The sequence below is a fragment of the Rhodococcus sp. NCIMB 12038 genome, assembly GCF_002165735.1.
Classification (GTDB): domain Bacteria; phylum Actinomycetota; class Actinomycetes; order Mycobacteriales; family Mycobacteriaceae; genus Rhodococcus_F.
On record NZ_NHML01000003.1, the window covers coordinates 78,778 to 91,131 of the forward strand.

The window sequence follows — 12,354 nt, forward strand, 5'->3', positions numbered from 1 at the left end:
CACGTGACCAAGACGCTTGACCACAATGGTCGCATTCCACAGGGATCCGCTGCTGACGGTGTACCGCGCACATGATCTCGTCGAATCGAAAGGACTGAAGGATGACCGAAACGACGATCGGCCACGCGACATGCGAGGCCGACGCGGTCGGCGGGGTCGACATTCGGATCGAGGACGATGCGAGTCCGATCGTCCGGCTGATCGGCCGCACGATTGCCAATTCCGTCCGCGGGAACCGTGCGGCTTCCGTCGTGGCGGGGGTGGAAGGCATTGTCGCGGTCCGCTCCCACGACACCCCGCAGGCTGCGACGATCAGCATCTCGAACGGTGTCGTCGCGGTGTCGAGCGGCGTGTTCATCTCGCCCGACGTCACCCTGACCGTCGACCTGAACGCGCGGCTCGCCCCGGTCGGCGAGCCCGTGGGCGAGGGCGACCTCGTCACAACGTCGCTGGCATTGCTCTCGCCGCCGCTGCCGGACTGGCAGGTCGCCGCGGAAACGTTTTGGGCCGCAGCCCGGGCGATTCCGGGGATCCCCGACGTGCTCGTCGCGGTCGCGGACGGCCCCGACGGGTTGGACCAGCTGGTCGTCGGCGAGGGTGAGACGCACTATGTGATCGCCGGCCCCCCGGAGCTGCTGGCCGGGATCTTCTCGGGCGCCGACGATCTGATCGCCGCCCTGTCCACCGGTCTGATCGGCGTGCGCGGCACGCTCTCTCAGCTGTCGGTGCTCGTCGCCGCATCCTGGAAGGTTCGATACGATGTCTGAAATCACCGCCACCGCAACGGATCGCGACGCCGCCGTCCACACGGTCCGGCTCGAGGCCACCAATCACGACGGCTCGTTCCTCGGAAAGAACGTGGCTCCCAAGAAGTTCGCCGCGAGCGCGGGGTCGGGCTTTGCGTTCGCCGATCTCCTGTTCGGCCTCGACCTGGGAAATGATCCGACCTTCGGATTCGCCTACCCCGACTGGCGTGGGCACCTCGCCGACGTCCAGTTCCGGCCCGACATGTCGACGCTGGTGCAGTGGGAGCCCGGCCTGCAGTCGGTGATCGGCGACTACTGGCAGACGGACGGCACACCGGTCGGGACCTGCCCGCGCAATCTGGCCCGAAAGCTGGTCGACCGACTCGCAACGCGTGGTTTCACGGCCACCGTGGCGGTCGAGATCGAGGCGACCCTGTTCCAGGAATCCATTCACGAGGCCCGCGCCAAGGGATATCGCGACCTGACCCCGCTCGGCGGTTCCGCCGGAACCGCGTACCACCTCGCGAAATCGAAGGACTGGGTCGACTACATGTCGGCGGTCGCCCGTCGCCTCGAAGAGATCGGCATCGAGTGGGAGGCGTGGAGCGACGAGGACGCGGCAGGGCAGGTCGAACTCAACTTGGTTCCCGGTGACCCGATCTCGGTGTGCGATGCCTGGGCGCGCGCCCGGCAGGTGATGCGTGAGGTGGCCTTCGAACTCGGTCACACCGTGACCTTCATGGCCAAGCCGACGGCCGGGTACGGTCAGGCCTCGCACGTCAACCTGTCCCTGCAGCGCGACGGGGCCAACGCGTTCTACGCCGAGGACGGGCCCTCGCCGACGATGCGGCACGCGGTCGGCGGACTCCTCGCGACCATTCAGGGCGCGACGTCGATCGTGCTCCCACAGATCACCTCGTACCGCCGCCTGGTCGACCTGAGCGGCCCGCCGACGACGGTCACGTGGGGCATCAGCAACAAGACCACCGCGGTGCGTGCGGTGTGCGGGCACCCGGCGTACTCCCGCCTCGAGTACCGGGTTCCCGGTGCCGACGCGAATCTGTACCTCGCGGTCGCGGCGATTCTCGCCGGGGTGATCGCCGGCCTCGACGGCGCGATCGAGCCGCCCGAGCCGGTCAACGACATGGCGTGGTGCGCGCCCGATCTCGAGCGGTTGCCGAACACCATCACCAAGGCGGCCGCCGCTCTCGAGGCGGATCCGATTCTGCGCGAACAACTCGGGGACGAGTTCGTCGACTACTGGGTGGGTACCCGCCGGTGGGAGTGGATGCAGTTCCACACCGCGGGTGGCGACCCGTTCGCCGAGCTCTCCGAATGGGAGTCGACGCGATACTTCGAGTTCCCGTGAGCACGGAGAACGCGACGCCGGGCACCGTCCGGCCGTTGATCGGCATCACCGGCCGACGGTTCCGGCTGGGGCTGGTCGACGGACTCGACAAGCGTTACGGCCACCTGTTCGCCGACGCCTTCATGTCGGACTTCTCGGACCGGATCGCCAGGGCCGGTGGCATTCCGGTGAACCTGCCGTACGATGCCGACCCGGAGGCACTGTGCCACTGGCTGGCGGGCGTGGTCGTCACCGGAGGTCAGGACGTTCATCCCGCGTGCTGGGGTGGCGACCCGTCGGTGGTCCGGGACGTGGATCCGCGGGACGATCCGATGGTCCACGACCCCGACCGGGACGAGTTCGAGATCGCGCTCGTGCGTGCCGCACTCGCCAGGCGCATTCCGGTGCTCGGGGTGTGCCGCGGCCTGCAGGTTCTGAACGTCGCCCTGGGCGGCACGCTCATCGCCGACCTTCCGCCCGGCTCCGTCGAGCACCTGTCGGTGTCGCCGCCGCTCACCGACGGTGCCGACGACCACAAGGTGACGTTCGAGCCCGGCTCGATCGCGGAACGGCTGTTCGGCGCCGGCGCGGTGACCAACTCGTGGCACCATCAGGCGGTCGACAGCTGCGGTACCGGCCTCGTGGTCACGGGGCGCGCGGCCGACGGCGTCGTCGAAGCGGTCGAGCTGCCGGGGGCCGCGGTGCTCGGTGTCCAGTGGCATCCCGAGTGGATGGAACGCGACGATCCGGCGCTGAGCTGGATCGTCGCCGAAGGCAACCAGCGGATCTGACCACAAGATACTGTCGGCCGCCACCGAAAGGGGCGGCCGACAGTTGTCTTTCGGTGACGGCCCGGTATCAATCCACGCTCACCCAGGACACGAGCGAGCGCAGCGTCGGCTCGGGAGAGACCGTCGAAGCTCGGCGCGCCGGCACAGAAGCAGCGCCGAGGTTCGTGGCCATCCAGGCGTCGAGCACGCCAAGGGTGAGCTCGATCTGCGACTCCGCCGCTGTGCGGTCGGTAACCAGCCAGTTGAGCGCGAATCCGTCCGACAATACCGACATGATGTAGGTCAGTTCGTCGATGGTTTTCGGGTCGACCGACTGGCCCGCAGCGGTCGCGGCGGCACCGAGGATCCGCCCCATGGTCGCGAATGCCTCGTTGTACACCATCTCGGCCAGCTTGGCCTCCTGGCGCTGCGCCCAGCTGATCAACTCGACGATCGCGGCGCCGAAATCGGAATTCGCCACGTACCACGCCATCACGCCGCGCTGCAGAGCACGCGCGGTGGTCGCTACGTCGCCATGGACGTCGTTGCGCGTCAACACCTCTCGATACTGATCGGTGACGTACTCGAAAACCGCAGCGAACAGCACCTCCTTGGAGGAGAAGCAGTAGTGCAGCGTCGCCAGTGGAGCGTTCGCCTCTTCCGCGATGCGACGAGTGGTGGCGCCGTCCACTCCGTGGGCGGCAATCACGCGCACGGCTGCGGCCACCAGTTCGGCGCGACGTTCGGTGGCGGGAATGCGAGCCATGCGTTCTCCTGTCGAGACAGAGCTGATCAGATGATCATGTCGAGTCCCACGTTAGCAGTCAGAGGAGTGAGGGGACGGCCCTATCGCCGAGAAAAGCCGTCCCCAACTGCAGGTAAACCCTCAAGTTTTATGAGTCAAACACCTTGATCATTTGACTAACTTGCCTTACGGTATGAGCCGGATCACATCGCCGGCTCCGGCGCCCCTCCAATGCGACCAGCCCAATTTCGAAGGAACAGACCCCTCATGACGACGAACGAACTCACACGTCTGACTCCCGACGTCACCACAGAAGCCGCGGTCGAGGTGATCATGCGAGACGGCGGCGTGATCATCGAAGGACTCTTCGACGAAGCCACCATCGAGGGACTCGAGACCGACTTGGGCCCCGTGCTCGACCGGGTCGACACCGGCCACGACGAGCTGTTCGCCGGCAACAGAACCAAGCGCGCAAGCGGCTTGTTCGCGCGGACCGAGCACATGGCGACGGTCGCGCTGAACCCGTTGTACCGAGGCGTCGCCGAGCGCATCCTCAACAAGCCGATCAACGTCTTCTTCGGCGAAGAGTCGATGCCGAACCCGGCAGGCATGCACGTAGGCGCGACGATGGCCATCAAGATCGGCCCGGGACAGGGTTCGCAGCCGCTCCATCGTGACGACTCGGTCTGGTTGTGGCGACACCCCACCTATCAGCGCGAAGCACGGGTGCAGATCATGGTGGCGGTCAGCGACTTCACTGCCGAGAACGGCGGCACCCTGGTGATCCCGGGCTCGCACCTGTGGGACGACGAGCGCGCACCGCGCCTCGAGGAGGCGATCCCGACGGAGATGAAGGCCGGATCGGCGCTGATCTGGATCGGCTCCACCTATCACGGTGGTGGCCGGAACACCACGTCGGACGAGTACCGCTTCGGCCTGTCGATGGGCTACGACCTCGCATTCCTGCGCCCAGAGGAGAACCCCTTCCTCACCTACACCCTCGATCAGATTCGGTCGTTCCCGGAGGAGATCCAGCGAGCACTCGACTGGTCCTCGGAGCACTACGTCGGCTGGGTCGAGGTCGGGGGCCAGATGTCCGACCCCATGGACCTGCTCAGTTGTGACCAATACACCGCTATCGGCGACGCGCTCCCCGCCCACGTCTGATCACGAATCGGAGAAACTGATGACAGAGATCCACCAAGCCGGACTCGCCGGTGAGGCGCCTGCTCGCGGTGCGCCGAACAAGGGAGTGCTGATCGGAGTCGGCACGCTGCTGATCGTCCTGACCAACGCCGTCATCTTCATCCTGCCGCCGCTGTTGCCGATCATCCAGGCGCAGTACGGCCTTGCCACAGTGGCCGAGACGACGTGGCTGTACACGGCGCTGACCCTCGGCGGGGGAGCCGGCTTCATCCTGCTGCCGCGCCTCGCCGATCTGTACGGCGACCGAAACGCCTCGGTGGCGGCGTCGGCATTCCTCGCGGTCGGCGCGCTGGTTCCGGCTGTCGGTGACTCGTATCCGACCCTCTTGGCCGGCTGCATGCTCATGGGCTTCGGTGGTGCGGCGCAGCTACTTCCGCTCGGCTTCCTGCGCCGCAACCTCGGCGACGAGGGAATCGCGGTGGGTGTCGCGGTTCTGGTCGTCGCCACCGGTGTCGGCATCGTCGTGGGCATGATCGGCGGCGGCTTCATCGTCGAGAGCCTGTCGCTGCGGGGCTTTTTCGTCATCCTCACCGCAGTGTGCGCGGCGACGACCATTGCGTGCTTTGTCACGATCCCCCACGCCCCGCCCGCTGAGCGTAACGGCCGCATCGCAGTACTCGGCACGGTGTGGATGATCGCGTGGGTCGCAGCGATCCTGCTGACTCTGACTCAAGGCCTCGTGTGGGGCATCGCGGCACTCATTCCGTTGGTGGTCGGAATCGTCGGTGGCATCGCCTGGGTGCGCGTCGAGCGTCGGTCGACCTCGGCGGTGTTCGACGTCGCAATGATGAAGACGCCTCTGGTCACCGCGTCGTGCTTGTGCATCGCGTTGTTCGCCGCGGTGAACTCGGCGTTTCTGCTGCTGCTCAGCACGTACGCCCAGATCTCTCCCGAGAATCTTCGGCCGGAAGACTCCTACGGACTCGGGCTCAGCGCGCTGCAGACGGGCTGGCTCATGGCACCCTTCGCGGCGGCGTTCCTGGTCCGCGGAACCGTGCTCGACCGTGCCTTGTTCAACGGCCGTGGCATCCCCGTCTTCGTCATCGGAGCGCTCACCAGCGCATCGGGGCTGGCCTGGCTCGCCCTGGCGCACGACCAGCAGTGGCAATACCTCGTGGGTGCTGCCGTCATGGGGCTCGGGACCAGAATCGGCTACGCAGCCGGCTTCACCATGGTGCAGATGGCAGTGCCCGAAGAGAAGGCCGGGATGGCGGCCGGTGTCGCCGGCACGTTCATGGCCGTGGGTTTCGCCTTCGGCACCGCACTCGTCAGCGGCGACCTCAGTGCCTCACTGGTTCCGGTGGTCGGCACCGGCCTCGAGGTCGCGGCCAAGGGCCTCTATGGCACCGGCTACTGGCTGTCGGGAGTCCTCGCCCTGCTCATCGTGGTGACCGTGCTGATCTCGCGCGCCCGGTCCGGTCGACGCGTCGAAAGTGCCGTGTCCTGAAACAGGGTGCGTCAGTCCACGCTCACCCAGGTCACCAGCGAACGCATGGCGTCTTCCGGTGAGGCCTTCGCGGCCGGAGTCACCGGTCTGGGTACATCGCCGAGGTTGGCGGCCATCCACGCATCGAGGACGCCGAGGACGAGCTCGATCTGCGACTCGGCCGCTGCACGATCGGCGAACACCAGCCAGTTGAGCGCGAATCCGTCGGACAGCGTGGACACGATGTAGGTCAGTTCGTCGATGGTTTTCGGGTCGACGGACTGGCCCGCAGCGGTCGCGGCGGCGTCGAGGATCGGCCGCATGGTCGCGAACGCCTGGTTGTACACCATCTCGGCCTGCTCGCCCTCCTGGCGCTGGGCCCAGCTGATCAGCTCGACGATCGCCGCACCGAAATCGGGATTCGCCACGTACCACTCCATCACGCCACGAAGCAGGGTACGCGCGGAGGTCTCGACGTCGACTTGGACGTCGTTGCGCGTCAACACTTCTCGATACTGCGCGTTGACGTACTCGAACACCGCCGCGAACAGCACCTCCTTCGTGGCAAAGCAGTAGTGCAGCGTGGCCAGTGGAGCGTTCGCATCCTGCGCGATGCGGCGTGTGGTCGCACCGTCCACCCCGTGGGCGGCGATCATGCGCACGGCTGCGGCCACCAGTTCGGCGCGACGTTCGGTGGCGGGAATGCGGGCCATGCGTTCTCCTGTCGAATCGGACCTGAACGGATGATCAAGTCAGTTCCCCACGCTACCAGTCGAGCGGGTAAGTGGGCCCCCGCATCGCCGAGATCGGACCCTCTGGACCTGCAGTTCCCACCATGTCATGGTCATACGCCTTGATCATATGACCATGTTCTTCTAGGCTATGACCGGGACCACAGTCCGGCGCCTGTCGGCGACCGGAAGGTCGCGGGCCACGAGCTCGCCGCGGATACGCCGTCACGACGAGAGTCGCGAGCTGCACCCGCTTCAACGCCGCACTGCACCCGACGTAGAGGATGACCATGACCGGAGTCGAATCAGTTCACCGGGAACGCGCGATCGCGCTCGAGCGCCTGGCTGTGGACCCGCCGATCGACACCCTCGTCGGCCTGCTGGCGATCCAGGCCCTCCGGTATCCCGACCGCGAGTTCCTCCGGTTCGAGGACGGGTCGTGGACCTTCGGCGAGATCGACGACTGGGCGTCACGCCTGGCGCAGCGACTCGTCTCCGATGACGGGGTCCGCGAAGGCGACCGGGTCGCGATCATGCTGCCCAACGTGGTGCAGTGGCCGATCGCCTGGCTCGCGATCCTCAAGGCCGGCGGCGTCGCGGTGCCGATCAATTCGTCGTACCAGCGCGCAGACCTCGAATTCGTGCTGCGGGATTCCGGCGCCCGGGTGATGTTCACCGACGCCGGTCACACCCCGCTCGTCGACGAGGTGCGCGCCGCGAACGGCGATCTGGGCGATGTCCGGATCGTCGAAGCCGCCTCGTGCGAAGAACTCGCGCAGTATCCGGCGGAGAGGCCGCGGGTCGCCATCTCCGGCGAGACGCTCGCAAACCTCCAGTACACCTCGGGGACCACCGGATTCCCGAAGGCGTGCATGCTGACTCACGACTATTGGGTCCGCCTGGGGTGGGTCTGTGCGAGCGCGGCGGGCCTGGGGGCCGACGACGTGGCACTGACCTCGCAGCCGTTCTCGTACATGGACCCGCAGTGGAACACCTCGCTGTGCCTCACGATCGGCGCGCCGCTGGTGGTCCTGCCCCGGTTCTCGGCCTCGGGTTTCATGGCGGACGTCCGCAGGCACCGGGCCACCTTCTGCTACGTGCTCGGCTCGATGCCCACGCTGCTGTTCAAACAGGCGCCGAGTCCGCAGGACCGGGACAACGACCTACGCCTCGTCCTGTGCTCGGCAATCCCCGTCGCGCTGCACGCTGGGCTCGAAGACCGTTGGGGCGCGCCGTGGCGGGAAATCTTCGGGATGACCGAAAGCGGCGTCGACCTGGTCAGCCTCCCCGAGCGCACGGCCGACGTCGGCAGCGGCCGGCTGGGGCAGCCGGTTCCCACGAAGCAGGTCCGGGTGGTCGATCCGCAGGGCGCCGAGGTTGCCGCGGGAGAATCCGGCGAGCTGATCACGTCGGGCAGACCGATGATGCTCGGCTACTGGAACCGGCCCGAAGACACCGCGCAGGTCCTGCGCGACGGCTGGCTCCACACCGGCGATGTCGCGGTCCGCGAGGCGGACAGCTACCGCCTGGTGGGCCGGATCAAGGACATGGTGCGCCGCGGCGGCGAGAACATCGCGAGCGCCGAGGTCGAACGCGTCCTGGAGCGCGACGACACCGTCGTCGCGGCAGCGGTGGTCGGCGTCCCGGACGAGCTGTTCGGCGAGGAGGTCAAGGCCTTCGTGCAGCTGGCCCCCGGCGTCGAGGAGAGCCGCGGGGCCGCAGAGCGGATCGTCGACAGCACGCGAACCCAGCTGGCTCGCTTCAAGATTCCGCGCTACGTCGAATTCGTCGCCGATTTCCCGCGCACCCCGTCCGAGCGGGTGGCGAAGCCGGCGCTGAAGGCGCGCTCCGCCGAACATCCGGGCATCACCTACGACCTGCGGTCGCCGCGCACCGCCGGCGGCCGCAACTGAGGAGCCAGAAATGACCGACAACTACCTGGATGTGCACATCGACCGCGACGTCGCCGTGCTCACGCTGAACCGTCCGGCGAAGCTGAACGTGATGGACGTGGCCACGCGGGTGAGGCTCGCGCAGACGATCCGCCGGTTCGGGACGGGGGACGTCGTCCGCGGAATCGTGCTCACAGGCGCCGGGCGGGCCTTCTCCGCCGGTGAGGACCTGCAGTCGGTGCCGACCAGCTACGACGAGATTCACGAGGCCTTCGCGACGTTCCACGACATCACCCGGGCGATCCTCGAGACGAAGGTCCCCGTGATCGCGGCCGTGAACGGGATCGCGGTCGGCGGCGCGTCGGAGATCACGCTGTGCTGCGACTCGCGGATCGGCACCCCCGCCACCGAGTACTACCAGCCGGAGAACCACCGCGGGATCATCATCTCGAACGCCTCGAGCTTCCTCATGGGCCGCCTCGTCCGGAACCACGCGATGCGAATCATTCTCGGCTCCAACCGGATCGGCGCGGACGAGGCCCTGCGAATCGGGCTGCTCGACGAGATCGTCGCCCCGCAGACACTGGTGGACCGCGCGGTCGAGGTGATCCGGCAGTGGAACTCCGATCCCCGTACCACTGCACTGCACCTGGGTCTGCTGCGGCCGCGACCCGAAGACGTCGAGGCCGCGTTCGCCCGCGAAGACGACGCCGCCCGCCAGTCGTGGGAATCCGGCGCCTTCACCGAGGGCATCGAGGGCTTCTGGGCATCGAAGAACGCGGCGCCGACGGCGCCCACGACGAGCAATTGAGATCGGAGACAATGGTGATCACCACCGAAGCAGCACTTCTCACAGCGGTGAACGAGCCGCTGGAATTCATCGAGATCCAGGTCGACGACCCTGAGCCCAACGAGGTCCGCGTCGCGGTCTCCAATGTCGGCCTGTGCCACAGCGACCTGCACTACATGACCGGTACCGTGCACACCGACCTGCCGGTGGTGGTCGGGCACGAGGTGGCGGGCATCGTCGAGGCGGTCGGCTCCGCGGTGACCTCGTTGCGTCCGGGCGACCGCGTCGTCGGCGCTCTCACGCCCTCGTGCGGGTTGTGCCGCAACTGCCAGGCCGGGCACTCGACGCAGTGCCAGCGCGCCTCGCAGATCCGGCAACGGCCCCGCCCCGCTTTCCAGTTGCCGGGAGGCCGGGTCGTCGAGCGGCTCGGCGACATCGGCGCGTTCTCCCGCCACACCTTGATGCGGGAGAACTCGCTGGTGAAGGTGCCCGACGAGGTGGGGTTGCACGTCGGGTGCCTCCTCTCGTGCTGCATCATCACCGGCGTCGGTGCCGTCTTCCGTGGCGCGCAGGTACGCCCCGGCGCCACCGTGGCCGTGATCGGCTGCGGCGGTGTCGGGTCGGCCATCATCCAGGGGGCGCGGCTCGCCGGTGCCTCGGCGATCGTCGCCGTGGATCTCGACGATGCCCGGCTCGCTGCGGCCCGCAAGTACGGTGCCACGCACGTCGTGAACGGCGCGGCCGACGTCCCCACCGAGATCCGGAACGTGCTCGGCGACGGGGTGGACTACTCGTTCGAGGCCGTCGGTTCCGCGCGTACCGCGGCCACCGCGCTGTCGGTGCTGCGTGCCAGGGGTACCGCCTGCCTGGTGGGTATCGCACCGGACGGCACCGATCTCACCGTTCCCGCGTCGGATTTCTTCTTCGGCGAGAAGCGCCTCATCGGCTCGTACATGGGCTCGGGCCAGGCACACGAGGACATCACCCAGTTCGCGCGCTTGTACCTGCAGGGCAGCCTGCTGCTCGACGAGATGGTCAGCGACGTGATCCCGTTCCGCGAGATCGACAAGGGCTTCGAGGCGATGAAGTCGGGCGAGGTGACCCGCATCGTCGCCGACCTCACCGTGTGATCACACCGACCCATTCATACCTACGCACCGAAGGAAGGCTCGGATGTCGAACCCTCAACTGCCCCAGCCGATCAACTACATCGCCGACGAGTGGTCCGAGTGCCGGACGATCCCGGACGCGTGGAATCTCGACCCCAACACGGGCCAACCGGTCCACCGCGCCGTCACCACCGGCCCGGACGACGTGGAGCGCGCACTGCGGCACGCCGAGCGGTCGTACGGCTTCGAACGCTGGGACGACGCGGCGAGCGAGGAACGCGCGGCGGTCATCGAGCGTGCGGCCGACATCGTCGAGGCCCGGATCGAGGACATCGCTCGCACCGATGCCCTCACCAGCGGCGTCCCGATCGCGAAGGCTCGGATGGTCGCGCAGTTCCTCCCGTACCGGCTCCGCTCGTCGGCGGCGGATCTGCGCGCCGTCCCGCGTCGCACGGCGCTGGAGGCCGGTGGCCGCGACGTGCGGCTGTACAAGGTCCCGTGGGGCCCCGCCGCGATCCTCACCCCGTGGAACGGCCCGAGTTTCATCCCCGCCGCGAAGATGGTGAGCGCCCTCGCCGCCGGTTGCCCGGTCATCCTCAAACCGTCCGAGCATGCGCCGAGCAGCGCCCAGATCATCGTCGAATGCTTCGTCAAGGCCGGGCTGCCCGACGGTGCGCTGCAGCTCGTCCACGGCGCGGGCGATGTGGGCGCGGCGATCACCGGCGATCACCGCGTGAAGATCGTCTCCTTCACCGGCGGCCCGAACGCCGGCCGCGCGATCGCTCGTGCGGCCGCGGAGGACTTCAAGGTGCTCCAGCTCGAGCTCGGCGGCAACAACCCGGCCCTCGTGCTGGACGACGCCGACATCGACGTGGCCGCCGACGGGATCCTCGACGGGATGACCAAGCTCAACGGTCAGTGGTGTGAAGGCCCCGGAAAGGTGCTGGCGCACAAGAGTCTCGTCGCGCCGCTCCTGGAGGCGCTGCTCGATCGCATCTCCCGCATCGACATCGGGCACTCGCTCGACGAGAACACACAGCTGGGTCCGATCTCGAACGCCCCGCACTTCGCCACGCTGCAGAGTCGGATCGAGGCGCTGCGGGCCCACGGCGGGACGATCCATCAGCCCGCGCAGCTCCCCGCGCTCGACGGGTTCTTCCTTTCCCCCACCGTCGCTTCGGGAGTCGACGCGTCGGTCGCAACTGCCGAACTGTTCGGGCCGCTCGTCAGCCTGCACGCCGTGGAGTCCGACGAGGACGCCTTGCGCGTCGCCAACGCGAACCCGTCGGGTCTCGACGCGTACGTGTTCGGTGGCGACCTGGACCGCGCCATCGACGTCGGATCCCGGGTGCTTTCGGGCGAGGTGCGGGTGAACGGTGCCAAGGTCGCCGATCTCGCCGACGGTTCGGCACAGAGCTTCTGGGGGGCCTCCGGAATCGGCGGCCATGCCCCCGGTGAGTCCGTCCGGGTGTTCTGCGGCGATCGCGTGGTCGGCGTCGATTCTCCCGACCCTCCCCTGTAGCGATCGCGACTACTTTCGCGTCACCCCTTGACTGTGACCGATACCACTGGTCTACTCAACTAAGTCACT

At 67.7% G+C, this 12,354-nt stretch carries 11 protein-coding genes; 9 read left to right on the forward strand and 2 right to left on the reverse strand.

What is annotated here, in order from left to right:
• Positions 1–101: 101 nt before the first annotated feature.
• Genes CA951_RS04065 through CA951_RS04075 form a run of 3 tightly spaced genes read left to right on the forward strand, consistent with a single transcriptional unit; the run spans position 102 to position 2,885 of the window.
• Positions 102–767, forward strand: coding sequence for a hypothetical protein (locus tag CA951_RS04065; protein WP_087555644.1), 666 nt, complete (start codon positions 102–104; stop codon positions 765–767).
• Positions 760–2,115: a glutamine synthetase family protein gene (locus tag CA951_RS04070; protein WP_087555645.1), complete on the forward strand. Its 1,356-nt coding sequence runs from the start codon at positions 760–762 to the stop codon at positions 2,113–2,115. Before CA951_RS04065 ends, CA951_RS04070 begins: the two co-directional genes overlap by 8 nt.
• Positions 2,112–2,885 carry a gamma-glutamyl-gamma-aminobutyrate hydrolase family protein gene (locus CA951_RS04075; RefSeq protein WP_087555646.1) on the forward strand — a complete coding sequence of 258 codons (774 nt, stop codon included), beginning with the start codon at positions 2,112–2,114 and terminating at the stop codon, positions 2,883–2,885. Before CA951_RS04070 ends, CA951_RS04075 begins: the two co-directional genes overlap by 4 nt.
• Before the next feature lie 67 nt (positions 2,886–2,952).
• Here the strand turns inward: CA951_RS04075 and CA951_RS04080 are convergent, their stop codons facing one another.
• Positions 2,953–3,630: a TetR/AcrR family transcriptional regulator gene (locus tag CA951_RS04080; RefSeq protein WP_087555647.1), complete on the reverse strand. Its 678-nt coding sequence runs from the start codon at positions 3,628–3,630 to the stop codon at positions 2,953–2,955.
• 246 nt (positions 3,631–3,876) lie between these two features.
• Between CA951_RS04080 and CA951_RS04085 the strand changes: the two genes are divergently transcribed.
• Positions 3,877–4,776, forward strand: coding sequence for a phytanoyl-CoA dioxygenase family protein (locus CA951_RS04085; RefSeq protein WP_087555648.1), 900 nt, complete (start codon positions 3,877–3,879; stop codon positions 4,774–4,776).
• Between the two features lie 19 nt (positions 4,777–4,795).
• Positions 4,796–6,262 carry an MFS transporter gene (locus tag CA951_RS04090; protein ID WP_087555649.1) on the forward strand — a complete coding sequence of 489 codons (1,467 nt, stop codon included), beginning with the start codon at positions 4,796–4,798 and terminating at the stop codon, positions 6,260–6,262.
• A gap of 11 nt (positions 6,263–6,273) precedes the next feature.
• Here CA951_RS04090 and CA951_RS04095 read toward each other — a convergent pair whose 3' ends face one another.
• Positions 6,274–6,954 carry a TetR/AcrR family transcriptional regulator gene (locus CA951_RS04095; RefSeq protein WP_087555650.1) on the reverse strand — a complete coding sequence of 227 codons (681 nt, stop codon included), beginning with the start codon at positions 6,952–6,954 and terminating at the stop codon, positions 6,274–6,276.
• A gap of 308 nt (positions 6,955–7,262) precedes the next feature.
• On the opposite strand from CA951_RS04095, the gene CA951_RS04100 reads away from it, so the two are divergent.
• From CA951_RS04100 to CA951_RS04115, 4 genes are read left to right on the forward strand one after another with little or no spacing between them, the layout of a single operon-like run.
• A complete protein-coding gene (locus tag CA951_RS04100) occupies positions 7,263–8,885 on the forward strand; it encodes a class I adenylate-forming enzyme family protein (RefSeq protein WP_256973316.1) in 1,623 nt (540 codons plus the stop codon).
• Positions 8,886–8,895: 10 nt separating this feature from the next.
• Positions 8,896–9,675 (forward strand): enoyl-CoA hydratase/isomerase family protein, encoded by a 780-nt coding sequence (locus CA951_RS04105; protein ID WP_087555652.1) that lies wholly within the window; start codon positions 8,896–8,898, stop codon positions 9,673–9,675.
• 11 nt (positions 9,676–9,686) lie between these two features.
• Entirely contained in the window at positions 9,687–10,784 is a 1,098-nt protein-coding gene (locus CA951_RS04110) for a Zn-dependent alcohol dehydrogenase (protein ID WP_087555653.1), read from the forward strand.
• A 43-nt stretch (positions 10,785–10,827) separates the two neighbouring features.
• Entirely contained in the window at positions 10,828–12,285 is a 1,458-nt protein-coding gene (locus CA951_RS04115; protein WP_087555654.1) for an aldehyde dehydrogenase, read from the forward strand.
• The last annotated feature ends 69 nt before the right edge of the window (positions 12,286–12,354 follow it).

Coding starts and splice junctions, on each gene's coding strand:
- CA951_RS04065 (WP_087555644.1), top strand. CDS start 102: ATGACCGAAACGACGATCGGCCACGCGACATGCGAGGCCGACGCGGTC.
- CA951_RS04070 (WP_087555645.1), top strand. CDS start 760: ATGTCTGAAATCACCGCCACCGCAACGGATCGCGACGCCGCCGTCCAC.
- CA951_RS04080 (WP_087555647.1), bottom strand. CDS start 3,630: ATGGCTCGCATTCCCGCCACCGAACGTCGCGCCGAACTGGTGGCCGCA.
- CA951_RS04085 (WP_087555648.1), top strand. CDS start 3,877: ATGACGACGAACGAACTCACACGTCTGACTCCCGACGTCACCACAGAA.
- CA951_RS04090 (WP_087555649.1), top strand. CDS start 4,796: ATGACAGAGATCCACCAAGCCGGACTCGCCGGTGAGGCGCCTGCTCGC.
- CA951_RS04095 (WP_087555650.1), bottom strand. CDS start 6,954: ATGGCCCGCATTCCCGCCACCGAACGTCGCGCCGAACTGGTGGCCGCA.
- CA951_RS04100 (WP_256973316.1), top strand. CDS start 7,263: ATGACCGGAGTCGAATCAGTTCACCGGGAACGCGCGATCGCGCTCGAG.
- CA951_RS04105 (WP_087555652.1), top strand. CDS start 8,896: ATGACCGACAACTACCTGGATGTGCACATCGACCGCGACGTCGCCGTG.
- CA951_RS04110 (WP_087555653.1), top strand. CDS start 9,687: ATGGTGATCACCACCGAAGCAGCACTTCTCACAGCGGTGAACGAGCCG.
- CA951_RS04115 (WP_087555654.1), top strand. CDS start 10,828: ATGTCGAACCCTCAACTGCCCCAGCCGATCAACTACATCGCCGACGAG.